This is a genomic window from Corynebacterium sp. MSK004 (assembly GCF_030232515.1).
GTDB lineage: Bacteria > Actinomycetota > Actinomycetes > Mycobacteriales > Mycobacteriaceae > Corynebacterium > Corynebacterium hesseae.
Genome location: NZ_JASPKB010000013.1, coordinates 13,409 through 33,864, shown reverse-complemented (window position 1 = coordinate 33,864; position 20,456 = coordinate 13,409). Strand labels below are relative to the sequence as shown.

20 protein-coding genes are annotated in these 20,456 nt (G+C 61.6%); 8 read left to right on the top strand and 12 right to left on the bottom strand.

Annotated elements, in window-relative coordinates; genetic code table 11:
- Positions 1-141 precede the first annotated feature (141 nt).
- Entirely contained in the window at positions 142-1,287 is a 1,146-nt protein-coding gene (dusB, locus tag QP999_RS12915) for a tRNA dihydrouridine synthase DusB (RefSeq protein WP_284848448.1), read from the top strand.
- Positions 1,288-1,353: 66 nt separating this feature from the next.
- Positions 1,354-2,082, top strand: coding sequence for a phosphate signaling complex protein PhoU (phoU, locus tag QP999_RS12910; protein WP_070563986.1), 729 nt, complete (start codon positions 1,354-1,356; stop codon positions 2,080-2,082).
- A gap of 98 nt (positions 2,083-2,180) precedes the next feature.
- Here phoU and pstB read toward each other — a convergent pair whose 3' ends face one another.
- The 5 genes from pstB to mshD form a co-directional block, all read right to left on the bottom strand.
- On the bottom strand, positions 2,181-2,954 hold the full coding sequence (gene pstB / locus QP999_RS12905) for a phosphate ABC transporter ATP-binding protein PstB (RefSeq protein ID WP_070532392.1): 774 nt from the start codon (positions 2,952-2,954) through the stop codon (positions 2,181-2,183).
- Positions 2,955-2,993: 39 nt separating this feature from the next.
- Complete coding sequence (gene pstA, locus QP999_RS12900; RefSeq protein ID WP_070563989.1) at positions 2,994-3,911, bottom strand: phosphate ABC transporter permease PstA; 918 nt, start codon at positions 3,909-3,911, stop codon at positions 2,994-2,996.
- Positions 3,912-3,924: 13 nt separating this feature from the next.
- On the bottom strand, positions 3,925-4,974 hold the full coding sequence (gene pstC, locus QP999_RS12895) for a phosphate ABC transporter permease subunit PstC (protein ID WP_070522957.1): 1,050 nt from the start codon (positions 4,972-4,974) through the stop codon (positions 3,925-3,927).
- Between the two features lie 149 nt (positions 4,975-5,123).
- The gene (pstS, locus tag QP999_RS12890) at positions 5,124-6,233 is read right to left on the bottom strand and encodes a phosphate ABC transporter substrate-binding protein PstS (protein ID WP_070522954.1); all 1,110 of its coding nucleotides are present in this window, start codon (positions 6,231-6,233) and stop codon (positions 5,124-5,126) included.
- 186 nt (positions 6,234-6,419) lie between these two features.
- A complete protein-coding gene (gene mshD / locus QP999_RS12885; protein WP_284848447.1) occupies positions 6,420-7,334 on the bottom strand; it encodes a mycothiol synthase in 915 nt (304 codons plus the stop codon).
- 33 nt (positions 7,335-7,367) lie between these two features.
- On the opposite strand from mshD, the gene QP999_RS12880 reads away from it, so the two are divergent.
- A complete protein-coding gene (locus QP999_RS12880) occupies positions 7,368-8,213 on the top strand; it encodes an LmeA family phospholipid-binding protein (protein WP_070522947.1) in 846 nt (281 codons plus the stop codon).
- A 67-nt stretch (positions 8,214-8,280) separates the two neighbouring features.
- Here QP999_RS12880 and QP999_RS12875 read toward each other — a convergent pair whose 3' ends face one another.
- Complete coding sequence (locus QP999_RS12875) at positions 8,281-9,321, bottom strand: diacylglycerol/lipid kinase family protein (protein WP_070522944.1); 1,041 nt, start codon at positions 9,319-9,321, stop codon at positions 8,281-8,283.
- Between the two features lie 63 nt (positions 9,322-9,384).
- Between QP999_RS12875 and QP999_RS12870 the strand changes: the two genes are divergently transcribed.
- A complete protein-coding gene (locus QP999_RS12870) occupies positions 9,385-10,059 on the top strand; it encodes a heme-binding beta-barrel domain-containing protein (protein WP_070522940.1) in 675 nt (224 codons plus the stop codon).
- A gap of 17 nt (positions 10,060-10,076) precedes the next feature.
- Here the strand turns inward: QP999_RS12870 and QP999_RS12865 are convergent, their stop codons facing one another.
- The gene (locus QP999_RS12865) at positions 10,077-10,964 is read right to left on the bottom strand and encodes an aminodeoxychorismate lyase (RefSeq protein WP_070522936.1); all 888 of its coding nucleotides are present in this window, start codon (positions 10,962-10,964) and stop codon (positions 10,077-10,079) included.
- Between the two features lie 30 nt (positions 10,965-10,994).
- Between QP999_RS12865 and ygfZ the strand changes: the two genes are divergently transcribed.
- Both ygfZ and QP999_RS12855 read left to right on the top strand, forming a co-directional pair.
- Positions 10,995-12,056, top strand: a complete 1,062-nt coding sequence (gene ygfZ / locus QP999_RS12860) for a CAF17-like 4Fe-4S cluster assembly/insertion protein YgfZ (protein WP_144676638.1) — start codon at positions 10,995-10,997, stop codon at positions 12,054-12,056.
- Positions 12,057-12,243: 187 nt separating this feature from the next.
- Complete coding sequence (locus QP999_RS12855) at positions 12,244-12,471, top strand: DUF3073 domain-containing protein (protein ID WP_070532434.1); 228 nt, start codon at positions 12,244-12,246, stop codon at positions 12,469-12,471.
- 108 nt (positions 12,472-12,579) lie between these two features.
- Here the strand turns inward: QP999_RS12855 and purM are convergent, their stop codons facing one another.
- The 3 genes from purM to QP999_RS12840 are packed head-to-tail and all read right to left on the bottom strand — an operon-like array spanning position 12,580 to position 15,579.
- A complete protein-coding gene (purM, locus tag QP999_RS12850; protein ID WP_284848446.1) occupies positions 12,580-13,632 on the bottom strand; it encodes a phosphoribosylformylglycinamidine cyclo-ligase in 1,053 nt (350 codons plus the stop codon).
- Positions 13,633-13,646: 14 nt separating this feature from the next.
- Entirely contained in the window at positions 13,647-15,140 is a 1,494-nt protein-coding gene (gene purF, locus QP999_RS12845) for an amidophosphoribosyltransferase (RefSeq protein ID WP_154762622.1), read from the bottom strand.
- Positions 15,141-15,174: 34 nt separating this feature from the next.
- Complete coding sequence (locus tag QP999_RS12840) at positions 15,175-15,579, bottom strand: sterol carrier family protein (RefSeq protein ID WP_070522921.1); 405 nt, start codon at positions 15,577-15,579, stop codon at positions 15,175-15,177.
- Positions 15,580-15,612: 33 nt separating this feature from the next.
- Here QP999_RS12840 and QP999_RS12835 point away from each other — a divergent pair, with 33 nt between their 5' ends.
- The gene (locus tag QP999_RS12835) at positions 15,613-16,647 is read left to right on the top strand and encodes an acyl-CoA thioesterase (protein ID WP_070522918.1); all 1,035 of its coding nucleotides are present in this window, start codon (positions 15,613-15,615) and stop codon (positions 16,645-16,647) included.
- Between the two features lie 38 nt (positions 16,648-16,685).
- On the opposite strand, the gene QP999_RS12830 is transcribed toward QP999_RS12835, so the two are convergent.
- Both QP999_RS12830 and QP999_RS12825 read right to left on the bottom strand, forming a co-directional pair.
- A complete protein-coding gene (locus QP999_RS12830; protein ID WP_284848445.1) occupies positions 16,686-17,615 on the bottom strand; it encodes a MaoC/PaaZ C-terminal domain-containing protein in 930 nt (309 codons plus the stop codon).
- The gene (locus tag QP999_RS12825; protein WP_284848444.1) at positions 17,616-18,956 is read right to left on the bottom strand and encodes a 3-oxoacyl-ACP reductase; all 1,341 of its coding nucleotides are present in this window, start codon (positions 18,954-18,956) and stop codon (positions 17,616-17,618) included. It lies immediately after the preceding gene.
- Between the two features lie 185 nt (positions 18,957-19,141).
- Here QP999_RS12825 and QP999_RS12820 point away from each other — a divergent pair, with 185 nt between their 5' ends.
- Positions 19,142-20,440, top strand: a complete 1,299-nt coding sequence (locus tag QP999_RS12820) for an acetyl-CoA C-acetyltransferase (RefSeq protein ID WP_284848443.1) — start codon at positions 19,142-19,144, stop codon at positions 20,438-20,440.
- Positions 20,441-20,456 lie beyond the last annotated feature (16 nt).

The window sequence follows — 20,456 nt, the reverse complement described above, 5'->3', positions numbered from 1 at the left end:
ACGGTCCTTTCCTGTTAGTTACATGCACCACACTAGCGAATCGGTGGAGGATTTACCGCACTCTGCCCCAAACTGTGTGCACCCCTCACTTTCCTCGTGAGAATTTGCCACCCCAGGCTCTTTCCGCGCACAATTGGCGGCGTGACTCTTGCTATCGGAAAAATCCAGCTCAACTCCCCCGTTGTCCTCGCCCCCATGGCGGGCGTGACCAACGTGGCCTTTCGCGTGCTGTGTCGCGAGCAAGAGATAGCGAAGACCGGCACCGTCTCCGGCCTTTATGTCTGCGAAATGGTTACCGCCCGCGCCTTGGTAGAGCGAAATCCCAAGACACTGCACATGACCACTTTCGATCCACAGGAGAATCCGCGCTCGCTGCAGCTGTACACCGTCGATCCGGAGTACACCTACAAGGCGGCGAAGATGATCGTGGATGAGAATCTGGCTGACCACATCGATATGAACTTTGGCTGCCCGGTTCCCAAGGTCACGCGCCGCGGCGGAGGCTCCGCACTCCCCTATAAGCGCCGCCTCTTTGGCAACATCGTCGCCGCAGCGGTCAAGGCCACAGAGGGCACCGATATCCCGGTCACCGTGAAAATGCGCGTGGGCATCGACGAGGATCACCACACGCACCTCGACGCCGGCCGCATTGCGGTGGAAGAAGGGGCGTCGGCAGTCGCGCTCCACGGCCGTACCGCCGCGCAACGCTACTCGGGCCATGCGGACTGGAATGAAATTGCGCGCCTTAAGGAGCACTTGGCCCATACCGGTATCCCTGTCTTGGGTAACGGCGATATCTTCAAGGCCACGGATGCCCGCGCCATGATGGAACAAACGGGCTGCGACGGCGTCGTCGTGGGACGAGGTTGTCTGGGTCGTCCTTGGCTCTTCGCGGAGCTCTCCGCCCACCTTCGTGGCGAGCCGGTGCCGGCCGAGCCCACGTTGGGTGAGGTCACGCAGATTATGATTCGCCACGTAGAACTGCTGGCGCAGCACGAGGGCGAGGACCAGGCCAGCCGCGATATCCGCAAGCACATCGGCTGGTACCTACGCGGTTTTCCCGTGGGAGGTCAGGTCCGTGCTGGCCTGTCCCGCGTGAACTCCCTCGACGCTCTCCGGGAGCTGCTCGAGCCGTGGGCTGATTCGCCTGCGCTTGCCGACGACGCCGATGGCGCCCGCGGCCGCCAGGGTTCCCCCGCCAAGGTGGTCCTTCCCGAGGGGTGGCTCGACGATCCGGAGGACGCAACCGTTCCGGAAGGCGCGGAGATTATGCATTCCGGCGGCTAGCCACGAAAGTCCCCTTTTGTGTCGCTCGACAGGCACTAGACCAATTGTTCAGCTAAAGTACGTGACATGCGCGCTGCCTACCGTGAACAGTTGGACAACTTTGCCCATGACCTCATCATCATGAGCACTGCGGTTCATAAGCTGATGACTCTTGCCTCTCAGGCATTAATCGAATCCTCCCTGCAATCAGCTGAGGAGGCCCTGTCGTTGCGCGATGAGTTGGATGAAGTCCGCTCGCGCTGCGAAGACCGTGCGGTGTCCCTTCTGGCCTTGGAAAACCCGATGGCCAAGGATCTGCGCCAGGTCATCGCTTCCATCTATATTGTGGAAGACTTTTACCGCATGGGCCGCTTGTCTCAGCACATTGCCACCAGCGCCCGCCGCCGCCACCCTGAATCAGTTGTTCCGTCAGACATTATGGGCTATTTCGAGGAATACACACGTCTCGTTCTCGACATGTCCTCAGGCCTCAAAGACATCCTCATCACCCGCGATCCGGAGCTGGCGCTCCGTTTGACCGAGGACGACGACGCCGTCGATGACATCAACCAACACCTGCTTCGTATGTTGACGCAGCGGGAGTGGAAAGGAACGGTGCGCCAGGCCGTGGAAACCTCGCAGCTTTCGCGCTACTACGAGCGTTTCGCCGATCATTGCGCAGCAGCTGCCGGCCGCATCATTTACCTGGCAACGGGCTTGGACCCCGACCGCTACATGCGCAAGCGCGATCAGGAGCAACGAGAGGCAGAGCTGGAGGCCCGCATGGCGGAGCTGGAGCGCCAGTTTCACCGCTAGCCCCTACCGCTCGCCACACCTAGCGCACAGTGCATGCACAAAGCCGGCACCTCTTCTAGACCTTTAGAAGAAATGCCGGCTTTCGGCGCTGTCAGTGTTTAGCCGAAGCGGCCAGAAATGTAATCCTCGGTATCCTTTTTTGCGGGGTTTTCGAAGATCTTCGTGGTGTCATCGAACTCCACCAGGTGGCCAGGACGGCCGGTGGCTTCCAGGGAGAAGAAGCCGGTCTTGTCCGACACGCGGGCTGCCTGCTGCATGTTGTGGGTAACGATAACGATAGTGAAGTTTTCCTTCAGCTCATGGATCAGGTCCTCCACGGCCAAGGTGGAAATCGGGTCGAGCGCCGAGCAGGGCTCGTCCATGAGCAGGACTTCCGGCTCCACGGCAATCGCGCGAGCAATGCACAGACGCTGCTGCTGGCCGCCGGACAGGCCGCCGCCCGGCTTGTCCAGGCGGTCCTTAACCTCATCCCAAAGGTTGGCGCCGCGCAAGGACTTCTCGGCGACCTCTTTCAGCTTCTTCTTGTTCTTCTCGCCGGACAGCTTCAGGCCGGCAACAACGTTATCCTCAATGGACATCGTCGGGAACGGGTTGGCCTTCTGGAAGACCATGCCGATGGTATTGCGAACGGACACCGGATCGACCTTGGGCCCGTAGATGTTCTGGCCGTCCAGGAGAATCTCACCCTTGACATAAGCACCAGGGATGACCTCGTGCATGCGGTTCAGGGTGCGCAGGACTGTGGACTTACCACAGCCGGAAGGGCCGATGAAGGCAGTCACGGCCTTCGCCGGGATCTGCATGTTGACGTTCTGTACGGCGTGGAAGTCACCGTAGTAGATGTTCACGTCGTTGAGCTCAAGCTTGGACATGAGTAGTGCTCCTATGGGGTAGGTAGAAAGTGAATACGGTTACTTCTTGACGGAGAACTTCGCCGAAACGATGCGCGCGCCAATGTTGAGAATCGCGATGAGGAGAACCAACGTAAGGGCGGCACCCCACAGCTTGTCCAGGACGGCCGGATCAGCGCCGGACTTGTACATATCCAGCATCATCAACGGCAACGAGGACTGCGCACCCTTGAGTGCGTCCCAGTTGATGGAGGAGGTGGAGCCCACCAACACCAGCACCGGCGCGGACTCACCCATGATGCGGGCCACGGCCAGCATGATGCCGGTGACGATGCCGGACAGTGCGGTCGGCAGAACGATGCGTGCGATGGTCTTCCACTTCGGCACACCGAGAGCATAGGAAGCCTCACGCAGATCCATCGGGACCACGCGGAGCATCTCTTCGGTATTGCGGACCACAATCGGAATCATCAGGAGCACAAGCGATAGCGCCACCGCCATACCGGAACGCTTGAAGCCGAACAGAGTAATCCACATGGCGAAGATGAACAGGGCCGCAACAATGGAAGGCACACCGGAGAGGATGTCCACCATGAAAGTGGTAAGGCGGCTGAGCGTTCCACCGCGGGAGTACTCCACCAGGTAAATCGCGGTGAAGATGCCGATCGGAACGGAAATGACGGTCGCGATGACGGTCTGCACAAAGGTACCGATAATAGCGTGGAGCGCACCGCCGCCGGCCTCGGTATCAAGGATTCCGCGTTGGGAGTGGGTCCACCATTCGGGGTTCAGGATAGCGCCCGAACCGCGAGAAATGAGCTCGAAGAGAACCCACAGCAGCGGAATCATGGCGATGATCATCGTTGCCCACACGAGAACGGTGGCAACAGTATTGGTGGTCTTTCGGCTCGAGGAGATATCCAGGAAGGTCGGGCCGGAAGATGCTGGGACAGAGTTGGAAGTTGTAGTCGTAGTCATCTCTGAGCCCTCCTTACTTGCTCTTCACGATGGAACGGGCAATAGCGTTGACCAAGAAGGTCAGAAGGAACAGCATGAGTCCTGCGGCGATATACGCACCGGCACGCATCTCATTACCGAACTCAGCAGCCGCCAGGGCGATGGCCGTTGCGAAGGTGGTACCGCCGTCGAACAGCGAGAAGCGGAAGTCCACCAGCGGGGAGACAACCATGTACAGCGCCATGGTCTCACCCAGCGCACGGCCCAGCCCCAGCATGGAGCCGGCGATGTAGCCGGACATGCCGAAAGGAAGGACCGTCATGCGGATGACTTCCCACCGGGTGGCGCCGAGGGCCAAGGCGGACTCGATTTGACCGGGAGGGGTCTGCACAAAGACTTCGCGGGCGGTGGCAGCAATGATCGGCAGGATCATCACCGCCAGAACAATGCCACCGGTGAGGACGTTGCGACCCGTCGCAAAGTTCGGGGAGTTGTCGTAGACCTTGAAGAGGAAGAAGCCACCAGCCCAAGAGTGCAGCCAGGTGTAGAAGCCGGACAGTGCAGGGCCGAGCACCTGCCAGCCCCACAGGCCGTACACGATGGATGGCACAGCGGCGAGCATGTCTACCAAGAATCCCAACGGCTTGACCAGCTTGGCCGGTGCATAGTTGGACAGGAAGATGGCAATACCGAGCGCGACCGGCATCGCGATGATGAGAGCCACGATGGAAATCAAGACGGTGTGGCCGAACATGGTCGGGATGCCGAACTTCATAGCATCGGTGTCGTTGGTCTCCCAACGGTCACCGTAGGTGAAGAAGCCCAGAATGCCGCCCTCATTGACGGACAGTGACGGAACCGCACGCCAAATCAGGAAGGCTGCGATGGCAGCGATCATCACCGTGATCAGCGTTGCGGACGCAGTGGACAGGAATTCAAAAATGCGATCACCAGGGCGCTTCACACCGGACTTGACGGCGGGCGTAGAGGTGGCGTCCGCCTCGGACGCATGCGCGCTAGGGCGAGTCGCTGAAACGGCATCCTCCTTCACGGACGACGCTGTGGTGAGATTGTTGTCTGCCATGAGACTAGGGAATCCTTTTCAACGGAAACAATGAAAATACGGGACATGCTGCCGCCCCCAAAGCGCTCGTGAAGGGCGGGTTGGGGGCGGAGGTGTGTGTTCAAACGGACACTACGGGGGTTCAAAGAAACCCGCGTAGTAACGCGCTCTTACTGGATAGCCTCGACGGCTGCCTTCAGGCGCTCCAGGTGGTCACCGGAAACCGGAATGAAGCCTGCCTTCTCCAGCTCCTCGGACTGATTGTCCAAGACGGTGTTGAAGAAGGCCTTCACCAGAGCGGAGGTCTCCTCGTCGTAGCCAGCGGAGCAGACGATGTTGTAGGTGGTCAGGATGAGCGGGTAAGCGCCCTCATCCTTGGAAGCAAAGAGCTTGTCGGAGTCAACGACCATGTCGTGCTCGGAGTTGGTCTCCTTGAAAGCGAGGTGGTCGAGAGCGACACCGACGGACTCAGAGCTAAGCTCAACTGGGCCGTTGCCGAAGTCAATCTTGGCAATCTTGACGCCATCGGCTTCCTTCTGGTGAGCGTAGCCAGCCTCAACGTAGGTGATAGCACCCTCGATGGAGGCAACCTGGTCAGCCACACCGGAGGAACCGTTAGCACCCTCACCAACAGAATCCGGGAACTGCTTGCCTTCGCTGTCCCAGTTGCCGGTAGCGGACTTCAGGAACTTCTGGAAGTTATCGGAGGTACCGGACTCATCAGAGCGGAAGATAACGGTGATGTTCTTGTCCGGAAGGTCGGTGCCCTCGTTCTCAGCCTTGATGGCGTCATCGTTCCACTTGGTGATCTCGCCCTTGAAGATCTTGGCGAGGGTTTCGGTGGAGAGGTTGACCTCGGTGTCACCCAGGTTGTAGGCGATGGCGACGGGGCCAATGGTCGTCGGCAGGTGCCATGCGTCGTTGCCACCGCAACGCTCCTTGGCGGCCTCAACCTCGCCCTTATCTTCCTTCAGAGCGGAGTCAGAACCGGCGAAGTCAACGGTGCCGCCGTTGAAAGCCTTCACACCAGCGCCGGAGCCGGAAGAAGTGTAGGAGAAGTTAGCATCCGGGTATGCCTCCAGGAATGCCTTCTCAAAGACGGACATAGCGGACTTTTGGGAGGATGCGCCCTCACCAGAGAGGTCGCCGGAAACCTCTGCCCCATCGGAGCCGCCTTCAGCGGAGCCAGATTCGTTGGACTCAGAGCAGGCAACGAGAGCGGTGGAGGTGGCGGCGACGATGCCGAAGATAGCGGCGGTGCGCTTGAAGTTGCGGATCACGGGAAACCTTTCCGGTGCGGATACAAGAGAATGATTGTCCGAGCAAATCGCCCTCTACTCTTCTTTGAGCGATCTTCTTGAGACGAGCGCGATTAACTCACGTGTTGTAAAGCTATACAGGGCGGGTTAACCCCACAGGGATCAAGAGATGAACAATCGGTGAACTTGTACCAAAAGCCGGTGAGGCTAGTCACTTTTCGCCCAGACGCAGTGTTCCTCAGCGATGCCAAAGCCCAAACGCTCGTAGGCCTTTACCGCCGGAGCGTTATCAGCCTCGACATACAAAATGACCTTGTCCGCGCCTTTAGCCGCCATGCGCTGCAGCCCAGCGCTCAGCAGCGGTCCACCGAGCCCGCGCCCGCGATAGTCCTCACCCAATCCCACAACATAGACCTCACCGAAGGCTGGGGTAGCCTCGTCGTGCCACTTCAGCCAGTGGAAGCCGGCCATTACCGGGCGGCTGTGGGAGTCATTCGGAGAATCCCACAGGAAAAGCACGTCGGCAGGATCGAACCACTCTGCCTCCATCCCGCGGTGCAGGCGCTCCAGATCCCAGCCTCCTTGCTCCGGATGCCAGGAGAAGGCTTCGTTATTGGTGCGTACCCATTCCGCCTCGACGTGCTCGCGCCCGAAGCGCTCCACTGACTCGGCGTAGGTCTGAATCTCTAGGCCATCAACCGTTGCCGGCGCTTCCTCGGCCGCGCGCAAGTCCTTCCCCTCAATCGCCATGACAAGCAGGCGCCTGACGACGTCCATCTCGTTGCGCTTCGCCAGCGCTTGCGCAGCGGGAAGATTGCCATGGGCCCAGATTTGGGGGGAGGTTGGGAGGGCGTCGACAAGCGCCTGCCCTACCCCTCGCCCACGGTGTTCCACGCCAACAAAGAGCTCTACAGTCTGCCCATCGAGGGCAGCCACGCCAGCTACCGCACCATCTTCAATTGCGAGAAGATGATGGTGCCCAAGGCGTTCATCCCTGAGCCCTAAAAGAAACTGCTCGGAGAGGGGCGCAAAGCCGTCGTGAGCTTCAGCAGCAGTGGCCAGCTCCTCCACGCGCTGGGCCACATCTGGGTTCAGTGGCAGAGTCTTGGTCTCAATATTCATGCTTCCCACCCTACGTGCGGTAGTAATAGAGGGGTGACTGTCATCTACCTCAACCGCACTGCCGTACGCCTTGCCGCCGTTGCGGGTGTGGCCCTGACAGCATGGCTGGCGGATTCAGCGGTGGCGATGCACGCGGAACACACCGTGGCCCAGAAAGCCAAAGCCAGCTCCCAATTGGAAAACACCCCGAATGTCTACATCGGCGGCGTCCCCTTCTCCCTTGCCGCGCTAACCAAAGAGATTCCATACCTGGAGGTCAACTCCTCCGACGTGGAAGTTCCGAAACTCGGCATGGTCAATGCCTCCACAACACTGCGCGACATCACAATTAACCCCGAACAACTCTTCAGCGGCGAACTGGAAGGCTCACCGGTATCCACCTATACGCGCAGCATCAGCCTCGACGGAGTGGCCTTGGGCCGCATGCTGGGTATTACTGACCTCTCCATTGCCAACCCCGATAATATGTCCCCCACCGGCGGGCCCTCCGCCGAGGCTGAGCTCACTGGCACGCTGCCGGGGGATACCACCAAGTCCACCGCGACGGTGACGCTGCGCCTCGTCGGCCCAGAGTTTCGCATGAGTGTCTACGGGACTGATGACGAACGCTTGAAAAAGGCCTTCGGCCTGGTCTTGGACACGCGCCAACTCCCGTTGCCTTCTCAAGCCACCTCCGTGAAACTACACGGCGGCTCCATCACCTTCGAGGTACAGCGACGCAATATCACGCTAAAAACAGCACAACTCTCCCCGCTGGAGATCGATGGTTCGGAGGAGAAGGCCGTCGAGGATGCCGCGCAAAAAGCGCAAGACACCGCCAACGAAGTGGGCAGCGCGCCGACGACGCCGCCGAGCTGGCGCCAAAACAGGCAGAACTAAGCCGATGCAAAACTAAGCCGACGGTGCACCAGCGGTACCCGCACCGCAGACTTGTTACTACCGCCGGCTACTTAATACGGATGAGATCTCGCAGGACTCGGCGGAAGCTGCGGTGAATGGGCGGGGCTGGGTCGATGGGAGCAAAGACTTCCAGCGCGTCTGCTTCCGACTCCAAGTGCACCTCCGTAAAGGTGCCTTCCGACTCCCCGTCCGCTTGGAAGCGGTGCGGCTTGGGGCAGACCAGGTCCACCTCAACGGCATCCTCAAAATGCAGCGTGCGGGCATCCGTGACCTTATTCAACCAGTGACGGTGATCCACGCCGAACAGGTGGAGAACGCCCACGAGACCATCAATCCCGCCGAGGTCCGACACACCAAAAAGGCCAAGCCCCTGATCGAAGGAATTGCGCGGATTAGTCACCACCGGCAGCGGCCCCAGGAAGGTCCACGGGTTGGTGTTGGAGGTGAACATGACGGGAACGTCATCGGCCGCGAAGGTTTCGCCCGAGCTCGAGCGCGCACGCACATTAATGCGCGGTGGGCGGATGCGGGCGCGCTGATAGGCCTGAAAGGCCACCGCCAGGTAGCGCAGCGGGGTGGCTGAAAAGCCCATCTCCCGTGCACGGTCCACGCGAGCCAGCACGTCTGCATCCAGCCCGAAACCAGCATTGACCGCAAACCACCGGTCATTCCACATACCCAACGACACGGTGCGGCGGGTGTTTCGCTCCAGCATCCTAGCCAGCACGTGTGCCGCCTCGACAGGGGTATTGGGGAAACCAAGGGCGCGAACGAAGACGTTTGCTGAACCAGTAGGGATCACCGCTAGCGCCGGGATCTCCTGAGGGCTAGGGCGCTGGGCGAAATTCGCCGGGCCGAGCAACCCGTTGACGATCTCATTGACCGTGCCATCGCCGCCGAAGACCAGGATGACGTCAAAGTCCTCCCGGGTCATACCGCGCACCATGTCTTCTGCGTGGCCCGGGTAGTGCGTGAAGCGAGCAAGCAGCTGCAACCCATCCACCTCCCGAATGACGGGCAAAACCTCTCGGAAGAGAGCCGCATTCTGGCTCGTAGAATTAGGGTTTGAAATCAGCAAAGCGCGCATGGCTCCCTAGACTACTGGAGCCTAGTGGTTTCCGCGGCGCTGCCACGACTACGCTGGGGCAGCATGAGCGAACAGACAAATAGCGAGAAAAACACGGAAAACACCCACCCGGAGAACACTAAGGTAGACGGCAACGCGGCCGTCAACCAGGCAGCGGAGGCATGGAAGGATGCAGCCTCCCGCAACATTCCCACCGTTGATGTAGCAGATAATCCCCTGCCGGATGAGACGGCGAACTTGCGTCAGGGCCCGTCGCTGCACGATGGTCTGCTCGGGCTTCTCCCTCTCGTCGGCGTATGGCAAGGGGAAGGCCAAGCCCACAGCACCGACGGTGAACAGTACGCCTTTGGCCAGCAGCTCATCATCGCCCACGACGGTGAGAATTACCTGACCTATACGTCCCGCACCTGGAAGATTGATTCCGAGGGCAACCCGGTTGGCCCCGATGTCCGCGAGTCCGGGTTCTGGCGCATCTCACTCAAGGACGAGATTGAGATGACCTATACCTCATCCAACGGCATCAACGAGATCTTCTATGGTTCGCTGTTTAACGAGCGCGCCTGGCAGCTCGAGTCCGCGTCCACGATGGTCACCGAAACCGGCCCCGCCAACCTCGGCCCCGGCAAGCGCATGTATGGCCTCATGCCGAACAACAACCTCGGCTGGGTGGATGAGCGGCTTGTCGACGGCGAAATGCGCCCTTACATGTCCGCCGAGCTCACCCGTGTGGCTGGCTAACTAGCAATGCGGCGAAGTTAGCGTGCCAGGGCGGCGTCGATCAGCGCGCGTATCTTCTCCGCGTTCGCCGGCGCCTTGAGCTTCTTTTCATTCAGGCGCGTCACACGCACCGCAGTGCGCACCGAGGAGACAAGCCACACTGAGTCAGCCTCCTCGAGGTAGCGCAGATTCAGCTCCTTCGCCTTGCAGCGATATCCCTGTTCAGAGGCATACTCAAAAAGCGCAGCTTGCGTGGTGCCAGGCAGTATTCCCTTGCCCGCCGGGGTGCGCAGCTTTGTACCCTTGACCGCCACCACGGTGGAGGTGGCCCCTTCCAAGACCAGCCCCGTATCGGGATCGGTAAAAATCACATCATCAAATCCACGCTCGCGGGCCAGGCGCAGCGTGGCCATCGTGGCCGCATAATTCAGCGTCTTCGCCGGCAACTCTTCCGCCACCTGCCACAGACGCGGCGTGCTCATCACCTTGACGCCGGTATCACGCTGCGCCACAACGTCATCCGGAATCTCCTGAACCACCACCCATGCCGTGGGCACCCCAGTCGAGGCCCGCCCGCGGGTATAGGTCCACGTGCACTTGGCCTCTCGCGCTAAACCGTCCTCGCCTTCCCCGGCGGCGGGACCACAATAGTCCGCGATGGCCAGCTCGGTGGCTTCTTTCCACTTGTGGATGGGTGGCTCCGGAAGATCGAGAGCACGCGCGGAATGCCGGAAGCGCTCCGCGTGGCGATGAAAATTGGCCGCCTTGCCGTCACGCACGAGGAGGGACTCGAAGATACCATCACCGCGTGTGACCGCAGCATCGTCCCAATAGACCAACGGTAGGTTCGGCATATGACGCCGCACCGACCCTCCAAACGGTTCCACGACGTAGATGACCGGCTCTTTCCTACGCTGAAGGCTCATAGACCCGATTATGCCCTACCATCGGAGGGCGTGAGTTATACTTCGCCACTTCTTTCCCGGCCCGGGGCCGCTGAGTTCCAGGGCACCACGCTTGTCGACGTCTCCGGTATCCCCTGGCATTACGGCAACCCCCTCGTGGAGCAGCGCGCGGTGGAGACAGGTTCCGCCATCATCGACCGTTCCCAACGCCGGGTCATTGCCGTTTCCGGGCCCGATGCCCGGGCTTTCCTGCACAACCTCCTGAGCCAGAAGCTCGATGACGTGGACGCCGGATTCTCTGCCGGCGCCCTTGATCTAGACATGCAGGGCCACGTCCTACACCATATCGACCTGTCCTTCGACGGGGAAACCTTCTACCTCGATGTGCCACCGGCCCAGTTCGAATCTTTGCGGGACTTCCTCACCGCCATGATTTTCTGGTCCCAGGTCACCGTGGAGGAAGCAGACGCGGCGATCATCACCGTGCTGGGCAAGCCGCTACAGAAGCCTTCCAGCGCCGTGATGGAGCGCTGCGTGCACTGGCCGGGCTGCCCGCGCCAGGATTTCCTCGTGCCGCGGGGTGAGCTGGAGACAGCAGTCGCAGAGTTGGAAAAGCAGGGCGGAAAATTAGCGGGGCTCATGGCCTATACCGCCGAACGAGTGCGCGCACGCGAACCAGAATTGGCCGCTGACCTCGATGCGAAAACCATCGCCCACGAGGTTCCCCAGTGGATCCGACGCAGCGATGATAACCCCGCGTTCGTCCACTTGGAGAAGGGCTGCTATCGCGGGCAGGAGACGGTCGCGCGCGTAGAGAACCTCGGGCGCTCTCCGCGCCTGTTGGTCATGCTGTACCTCGACGGCTCCGCTCCGGAGCTCCCCGTAAGCGGGGCGGATATTACGCTTGGGGGACGGCGCGTCGGCAAGCTCGGCACCGTGGTCGAGGATTGCGATTATGGCCCCATCGCGCTTGGTCTAGTGAAACGCAGCGCCCTCAACCACGGGGATCTGAGCATTGGTCCAGTGGCGGCATCGGTCGAGCCGGACTCCATCCCCGCCGACGAGGGCCCCAAGGCCGGGCGCGCCGCTGTGGACCGGCTGCGCGGAAAATAGTGGCGAAATGCACACTGCCCGTTGGCCGCGGGCTAGCACACTTTTCCACGCGCCACTGGGGGGTAGTTCGGAATTTTTTCTTCACACAGGCTATGGTGTCTTACAGGAACATACACATATCTGACTAAGACGATGGGGCGGCCAAGAATCCCTGGACCGCCCTACACACCTCAAGGGGGTCATGCACATGGGACGCGGACGCGCAAAGGCAAAGCAGACCAAAGTTGCACGCCAGCTGAAGTACAATTCGCCCGAGATGGATCTGGATTCGCTCCAGCGTGAGCTCGCCTCACAGAACTCCAAGCGTTCCCACGATGAGGACGAAGACCAATACTCGGAGTACGCGGATTACGAGGACTACGCAGATCGCTGGGACTCGGATGAGTGGGATGAGGATGATTCCGACGCGCGCTAGGCGCGCGAGTCACTGTCCCACCCTGTACATCACTTAAGCGAAAGGCCGGAGCCGTCTCCCCCTCTTCTTAAGGGGAAGCGCCTCCGGCCTTGTTCCTTTTCTCAGGACTTAGAACCCTGGGTGCTCGCCGGTCATGACAACGCGCGGCTCGCCCTCTTCGGCAGCACGAACGGTGCCCAGTTCCCACGCCTCCACGTGGCGGGCGGTCATCATAGCCAATGCTCGCTCGCGATCCTCCGGCGCAACGACGGCGATCATACCGACGCCCATATTGAAGGTCTTCTCCATCTCTTCGAGCGCAACCTTGCCCACCGAGGAAATGGTCTTGAAGATCTGGCCCGGAGTCCACGTCGAGCGGCTCACCTCAGCGGTCAGGCCCTCCGGGATGACGCGCTCCAGGTTGCCAGCGAGGCCACCGCCGGTGACGTGGCAGAAGGTGGACACCGCGCACTCAGAGACCAGGGCCAGGCAGTCCTTGGCGTAGATACGGGTAGGCTCCAGCAGTTCCTCACCGAGAGTACGGCCCAGGTCTTCCATATAGCCGTCAAGCGGCAAACCAGCCTGCTCTAGGAGGACGTAGCGCGCCAAGGAGTAGCCGTTAGAGTGCAGGCCAGAGGACTTCATAGCGATCAGGACGTCGCCGTCGCGTACCTTGTCTGGTCCGAGGAGCGCATCGGCCTCCACCACGCCAACGGCGGTGGCGGAAACGTCGTATTCATCCTTGCCCATCACACCTGGGTGCTCCGCGGTCTCACCGCCGAGGAGGGCAGCACCAGCCTGGACGCAGCCCTCAGCAATGCCCTTCACAATCTCCGCTACCTTTTCCGGCACTACCTCGCCCACGGCGATGTAGTCCTGCAGGAAGAGCGGCTCAGCGCCGCACACGACAAGATCGTCCACGCACATGGCGACGAGGTCGATGCCGATGGTGTCGTGTTTGTCCATGGCCTGGGCCACGGCCAGCTTGGTGCCTACGCCATCAGAGCCAGCCGCAAGGACCGGCTCCTTGTACTCCCCCAGCTTGAATAGGCCGGCGAATCCGCCGAGCCCGCCCATAACCTCGGGGCGGGTGGCGCGCTTGGCGTGGGGGGTGATTAGCTCTACTGCGCGGTCGCCTTCCTCAATGTTGACGCCGGCGGCAGCATACGTGTTCTCGCTCATGAGTGACTTAGTCCTTATTCGTTAGTTGTCGTCGAGCCCTGCAGGGTGCGCACGGCCTCAGCATTGGGGTTTCCGGCAGGCAGTCCGAGTGGGTACTTACCGTCGAAACATGCGCAGCACAGTTCGTTGCGCGGCTGTTGAGTAGCCGCCACCATCTCATCGGTGGAGACAAATCCCAGCGAATCCGCGCCAATCGCGGTGCAAATGGTCTGTGCTACCTCTTCCGGATCATCGGAAGGGTTGGCGTTGGCAATGAGCTCGCCTGGGGAGGCGAAGTCGATGCCGTAGAAGCACGGCCACTTCACCGGCGGGGAGGCGATGCGCACGTGGACTTCGGCAGCACCGGCTTCCCGCAACATCCGGATCAGCGCGCGCTGCGTGTTACCACGCACGATTGAATCATCCACCACGACGATGGACTTGCCTTCAATGACCTCCCGCAGCGGGTTGAGCTTGAGGCGAATACCCATCTGGCGCTGGGACTGCGTGGGCTGGATGAAGGTGCGGCCCACATAAGAGTTCTTCACCAAGCCGTGCGCGAAGGTCAACCCGGATTCGCGGGCATAACCGACGGCAGCCGGGTTGCCGGACTCCGGAACGGGGATCACCATGTCCGCATCGGGTGCCGGGTACTGGCGCGCTAGACGACGCCCAATTTCCACGCGCGTGGCGTTGACAGAACGGCCCTTGATATTCGTATCCGGCCGCGCTAGGTAGACGTATTCGAAGACGCAACCATGGCGCTTGGTCTCGGCGAAGCGCTCGGAGCGGATTCCGGTCTCATCGATGGCAACGAGCTCGCCTGGTTCGATCTCCCGGATAAACTGCGCGCCGACGATGTCGAGCGCACAGGTCTCACTGGCTACCACCCAGCCGGTAGTGAGGCGGCCGAGGGCAAGCGGGCGCACGCCATGCGGATCGCGTGCGGCATAGAGAGTGTGCCCGTCCGTAAAGGTCAGGCAGTATGCACCCTTCACCGTGGGCAACAATTGCAGGGCCGAATCAAAGACGGTGTTGTCCTCGTTGACGCCGTCCGCCAACAAGATGGACAAGCACATGGAATCCGAGACGGACTCTTCCTGCGGCTTGATCAGCCCACGCCGCACGGCCTCTGCGCGCAGTTCCAGGTAATTTACTAGGTTTCCGTTGTGGCCGAGCGCGATGTCAACACCGCTGGGCGACGTCCCGAACATCGGCTGCACATTCGACCATTCCTTGCCGCCTGCAGTGGAATAACGCGTATGGCCGACGGCCACGTTTCCATGCAGCGAGCTCAGGATGGATTCATCGAAGACATTGGAGACAAGGCCCATATCCTTAAAGACGACGATGCGATCATCATCGCCCACCGCGATACCGGCGGCTTCCTGTCCGCGGTGTTGGAGGGCGAAAAGCCCGAAGTAGGTTAGCTTCGAAACCTCTTCTCCTGGTGCCCAAACACCGAAGACTCCGCATTCTTCGCGGGGTTCCGGATCCAGGCTGGGATCCGTCGACAAGGGCTTAGTCATGCTCTGGACGTGTTCAGCTACCACGGCGCCAATCCTAGCTGTTTGGGCCTGTGAAAACTAACGGAATCACGGGCAAACAGGCTGCAATGTCGTGGGAGCGGGATCCGGAGGCGTCTACGCGGCCAGCGTTAAGCGCCTGCTCCCAGCCAATGACTCCCGTTGCCAGCTGCAGCCATGTCAGGGGATCCATCTCCACCACATTCGGAGGGGTACCCCGGGTATGGCGGGGACCGGCGATGCACTGGACTGCCACGAATGGGGGGACCCGCAACTCCACGGAATGTCCCGGCGCGTCCGCCTCCACCAGGCGGGCTGTTGTGCGGGTGGCCTTTGCCAGAGCAGAGCGACCTGGTTTTTCGGTCCTCTCAGGGTCACGGATCCACTCCGCCACCGCTTCGACGGCAGCACGGGTGGTGGCGGCATCAACGGCCTTTTTCATACGCTATGCACACTCCCTGATACTTTGTTATCCATGTCACCAACCATGCCACCAAGCTCCTCGGAAGAAAAGAAGCCTGTCCCGACCGGGAAGTCCCCCTCCATCACGCTGCGGTTTATGGCCGCCCCGACAGATCTCACCATCGCCGGCGCCCAAGGCATCGGCGGCGGGCGTGTTTTGGAATGGATCGATAAGGCCGCCTATGCGTGCGCGGTTCAATGGTCCGGTACCTACTGCGTGACGGCCTACGTGGGCCACATCCACTTCACGCGCCCAATTCCTTCGGGCCACTTGGTGGAGGTACGCTCGCGCATCGCGATGACCGGGCGGTCCTCCATGCACATCGTCAACGAGGTGCTCTCCGCCGACCCGCGCGATGGCATCTTCACACGCGCCTGCGACTGCCTCGTCATCTTCGTGGCCAAGGACACTGAGACCGGAAAGTCGATGGCCGTTCCGCCGCTCGTTCCGGATTCCACTGAGCACCAGCGCGTATGGGAGGCTGCAGAGTCCCGCATCGAGCTGCGCAAAGCCATCGAGGCGGAGATGGAAAAGCAGACTTATGACGGCCCGTCCGACGCTCCTCGCATGGTCAACCGCTTCTTGGCCAAGCCCACCGACGTCAACTGGGGCGGCAACGTCCACGGCGGCACCGCCATGGAATGGATTGATGAGGCGGGCGCTGCCTGCACCATGGAGTGGTCCGGCGAGCACACCGTCGCGGTCTATGCCGGAGGCATCCGCTTCTACCGGCCAATTCATATTGGAGACCTCATCGAGGTGGATGCCCGCATGATGCGCACGGATACCCGCTCGATGCAGATGTCCGTCCACGTGCGCTCGGGCAACCCGCGCGGCGGCCGCGAAAAACTGGAGACCGCCATCCACGCCACCGTTTCCTACATGGCGATGGACGCTGACTGGCAGCCGCTAGCTGCTCGCCAATTCACTCCCCGCACCGAGGAAGACAAGCGCCTCTGGGAGCACGCCGGCATCCTTCGCGGACTGCGCGGCAAATACTCCCCGAAGCCACTGGTGGTGGCACCAAAGCACCAGCACGTGGATTAACAAAAGGATGAGCCCGAGGCTCATCCACTGGGCCGCGCCTACTTTAGAGGCTCAACCCGGCACGCCACGTGGAGGGAGCTTGGGTCCTTGGCCTTGCGCAAGGTGACGGTCCGGTCTTCACTACCGCTGTCCGTGGTACCGCCGGGCGCTACGTAAACCCCTGTGGTCGCCGGAAGGATGACGGGCTTGTAGAAGTCCGCGCTGATGCGCACAGCACCGGGGAGGGTGCCATCGAGCACCGACAGCATGCGAGCGTGCGTGTACATGCCGTGCGCGATGGGCGCGGGGAATCCGAAGAGCTTGGCACCCACCGTGGACACGTGGATGGGGTTCTTATCCCCCGATGCGGCGGCATAGACGCGGGTGCTTTCGGGGCTAAAGCGCAGCGTTGCCGTAGGCGTTCCCGCCTCATCGCCGGGGAAGTCGAGGAAGCGCTCGGCCTCCGGACGTGTTCTCACTTGTCGCGGGGTGTCCTTGGTGAACTTGGCCCCCTGGCCGAGGAAGACTGACGTCTGGCGCCAGATCTCCTCGCCACCAACGCTGTACGTGGTCACCATATCGATGACCAACCCTTTGCGGTGCGGGCGCAGGTTTTCCGCGTGCACCGCGATGTCACAGCGCTCGTCGACGCGCAGCGGGCGTTTCTGCTCGATGCGGTTGGACAGATGCACCACGCCCACGGCTGGGAACGGAAAGTCCGGTGCTGCCATGACCTTAATGGCGAGCGGGAAGGCCAGCGCGTAGAGATAGGTAGCAGGCAGCTCGTTGCCCAGGCGCAGGCCCGTGGCTTGGCAGTAGCGAGCCAGGTGCTCGGTGTCTACGCGCACTCCCGCGACCCGGTAAGCAGTCTGTGGGTCGTCGACCTTGCGCTTGCCTGCCCCCAGCCCGGGGATGGGCACCGCGCCCACCGTGAGTTTGCGATAGAGCGCAGGAAGATCTGGAATCTCGTTGAGTGTGGTGACGTTCATTTAGGCTCCCATGAGGTTCTGGCCGCAAACGCGGACGGTGTTGCCGCTCACCGCGGCGGAGGCCGGCGAGGCGAAGAAGGCGACGGTCTCGGCGACGTCGACAGGCAAGCCACCTTGCTGCAGTGAGTTCAGGCGGCGGCCGATCTCGCGCGGGCCGGTCGGCATCGCCGCGGTCATGGCGGTTTCAATAAAGCCCGGCGCCACGGCGTTGATGGTGGAGCCGTTCTCAGCGAGGACGGGACGCAGGGCGTCGACCAGCCCAATGATTCCGGCCTTAGTGGTGGCGTAATTCGTCTGGCCGCGATTGCCGGAAATACCCGCCATGGAGGACACACCAATCACTGCGGCACCCGGCGCGAGGGAGCCAGACTCCAGGAGGTTTTCGGTGATGCGCACCGGCGCCAGAAGGTTAACGGCCAGGACAGCATCCCACTGGCCTTCATTCATGTTGGCCAGCAGCTTGTCACGGGTAATTCCGGCGTTGTGGACGATGACGTCAATGGCTCGGCCGTGGCGCTCCTGCGCGTGCTGAGCAATCTTATCTGCGGCTTGGGGGTCGGTGACGTCGAGGGGCAGCGCGGTGCCCTTGACCTTGTTCGCCGTCTTTGCCAGATGCTCGCTGGCCTGCGGGACGTCGATGCAGATAACGCTCGCACCATCACGCGCCAGCACCTCAGCAATGGTGGCGCCAATGCCGCGGGCCGCACCGGTCACCACCGCCAACCGCCCGTCAAGGGGCTGCTCCCAGTTCTGCGCTTCGCCATTGGATGCCGGGGAATCGTGTCCCTGAGCGCTGACGCGCACAACCTGCCCGTCCACGAAGGCCGACTTCCCAGAAAGGAAGAAGCGGAGCGTGGACTCCACCTCTGTGGTGGCAGCGGGGTCTGCCCAGACCAGGTTTACGGTGCCGCCCTTGCGCATTTCCTTGGCCAGGGAACGGGTGAACCCTTCGAGGGCACGGGCGGCAATGCGGGCGTCGATAGTGTCCGCAGCTTCCGGGGTGGTGCCGACGACCACCAAGCGCGCGCACGGCAGGAGGTTGCGCATCTGCGGGTTGAAGAAATCATAGAGCTCGCGCAGCTTTTCGGGGGTGTCCAGGCCGGTGGCGTCGAAGACGAGGGCGGCGCGCTTCGCCTCCGCGGAAGCATTGATGACCTGGTAGTCCACGGCTAGCTGGGAACTCAGAAACTCAGCGATGCGCCCCTGGCCGCCAATGACGATGGGGCCATCGAGCGCTGGTTCCCCAGCCTTGTGGCGACGCAGGGGGTGGCCTTGGGGTACTCCTGCTTTGGCGGCGAGCGGTGAGTTGATGAGCTTCTCAGCAAATGTGACGTTCGACATAGGCTGGCATGTTCCTTTCTCGATTCTTCACAACCTTGCGAGCTTTGTTGAGCTGGTTGCAAGGTTAGTTAATTGAGTGATAGAACTAACAATATCACTTTAGTTGTGACGCGAAATGAACAGTCGGGTTGCTCCCCCCTCCCGCTGGGACGATTCGCACCAGACCACTCGCGAAGGAGTTTTCAATGACCAACCCCCCGCACCGCGTAGCCATCCTCGGCGGTAACCGCATTCCCTTTGCTCGCTCCAATAAGCAGTACGCCCACGCGTCCAACCAAGACATGCTCACCAGTGCGCTGGATGGACTCGTCGCACGTTACGGGCTTCACGACGAACGCCTCGGCCTCGTCGCCGCCGGCGCTGTGCTCAAGCACTCCCGCGATTTCAATCTGACCCGCGAGTCGGTCCTCGGTTCCGCGCTCGACTCGACCACCCCAGCACTCGATATGCAGCAGGCCTGCTGCACTTCTCTTGCGGCAGCTATCCATGTCGGTGATGCCATTGCCCAAGGCCGGATCTCCGCCGGCATCGCAGGAGGCACGGACACCACCTCGGATGCCCCGCTGGCTGTCAATGACACGCTGCGCCGCACACTACTCAATCTCACCCGCGCCAAGACGGCCGCGCAGCGCGCCCAGCTCATCGGCTCCATCCGCCCGTCGCAGCTGGCCCCGGAACAGCCGCAGAACGGCGAACCCCGCACCGGTCTCTCCATGGGTGACCACGCCGCCATCACCGCCCGCGAGATGAACGTCAGCCGCGAAGCCCAGGACGAGCTGGCACTCGCCTCCCACCAGAACCTCCACAAGGCCTGGGAGGAGGGTTTCTTCGATGACCTCACCACCGGCTTCCTCGGCGTCAATCGCGATACCAACCTGCGTCCGGATTCCTCCCTGGAGTCCCTAGCCAAGCTCAAGCCGGTCTTTGGTAAACGCGATGCCGAGCAGCACGGCACACAGGCGACGATGACAGCAGGCAACTCCACGCCGCTGACCGACGGTGCCTCCGTCGCTCTCCTCAGCTCTGAAGAGTGGGCGGCTGAGCACAACATCGAGCCCCGCGCCTTCCTGGTGGATTCCGAAACCGCGGCCGTCGACTTTGTCCACGGCCCAGATGGCCTACTCATGGCCCCTACCTACGCGGTTCCTCGCCTGCTGGAGCGCAACAATCTGAGCCTGCAGGATTTCGATTTCTACGAGATCCACGAAGCCTTCGCCTCCCAGGTACTCGCCACCCTGTCTGCATGGGAGGACGAAACCTACTGCCGCGAGCGCCTCGGCCTGCAGTCCGCGCTGGGCCCCATCGACCGCGCCAAGCTCAACGTCAAGGGCTCTTCCCTAGCTGCCGGCCACCCCTTCGCCGCCACCGGCACCCGCATCCTCGCCACCACCGCCAAGATTCTTGAAGAAAACGGCGGCGGACGCGCCCTCATTTCCATCTGCGCCGCCGGCGGCCAGGGTGTCGCGGCCATCGTCGAGCGCTAAAAACTTCCCTCCCAGA

Excerpts from the sequence above, each read along its gene's own strand:
- phoU (WP_070563986.1), top strand. The coding sequence starts at position 1,354 with ATGCGCGCTGCCTACCGTGAACAGTTGGACAACTTTGCCCATGACCTC.
- pstB (WP_070532392.1), bottom strand. The coding sequence starts at position 2,954 with ATGTCCAAGCTTGAGCTCAACGACGTGAACATCTACTACGGTGACTTC.
- pstA (WP_070563989.1), bottom strand. The coding sequence starts at position 3,911 with ATGACTACGACTACAACTTCCAACTCTGTCCCAGCATCTTCCGGCCCG.
- pstC (WP_070522957.1), bottom strand. The coding sequence starts at position 4,974 with ATGGCAGACAACAATCTCACCACAGCGTCGTCCGTGAAGGAGGATGCC.
- mshD (WP_284848447.1), bottom strand. The coding sequence starts at position 7,334 with ATGAATATTGAGACCAAGACTCTGCCACTGAACCCAGATGTGGCCCAG.
- QP999_RS12875 (WP_070522944.1), bottom strand. The coding sequence starts at position 9,321 with ATGCGCGCTTTGCTGATTTCAAACCCTAATTCTACGAGCCAGAATGCG.
- QP999_RS12870 (WP_070522940.1), top strand. The coding sequence starts at position 9,385 with ATGAGCGAACAGACAAATAGCGAGAAAAACACGGAAAACACCCACCCG.
- QP999_RS12865 (WP_070522936.1), bottom strand. The coding sequence starts at position 10,964 with ATGAGCCTTCAGCGTAGGAAAGAGCCGGTCATCTACGTCGTGGAACCG.
- QP999_RS12855 (WP_070532434.1), top strand. The coding sequence starts at position 12,244 with ATGGGACGCGGACGCGCAAAGGCAAAGCAGACCAAAGTTGCACGCCAG.
- purM (WP_284848446.1), bottom strand. The coding sequence starts at position 13,632 with ATGAGCGAGAACACGTATGCTGCCGCCGGCGTCAACATTGAGGAAGGC.
- purF (WP_154762622.1), bottom strand. The coding sequence starts at position 15,140 with ATGACTAAGCCCTTGTCGACGGATCCCAGCCTGGATCCGGAACCCCGC.
- QP999_RS12840 (WP_070522921.1), bottom strand. The coding sequence starts at position 15,579 with ATGAAAAAGGCCGTTGATGCCGCCACCACCCGTGCTGCCGTCGAAGCG.
- QP999_RS12835 (WP_070522918.1), top strand. The coding sequence starts at position 15,613 with ATGTCACCAACCATGCCACCAAGCTCCTCGGAAGAAAAGAAGCCTGTC.
- QP999_RS12830 (WP_284848445.1), bottom strand. The coding sequence starts at position 17,615 with ATGAACGTCACCACACTCAACGAGATTCCAGATCTTCCTGCGCTCTAT.
- QP999_RS12825 (WP_284848444.1), bottom strand. The coding sequence starts at position 18,956 with ATGTCGAACGTCACATTTGCTGAGAAGCTCATCAACTCACCGCTCGCC.
- QP999_RS12820 (WP_284848443.1), top strand. The coding sequence starts at position 19,142 with ATGACCAACCCCCCGCACCGCGTAGCCATCCTCGGCGGTAACCGCATT.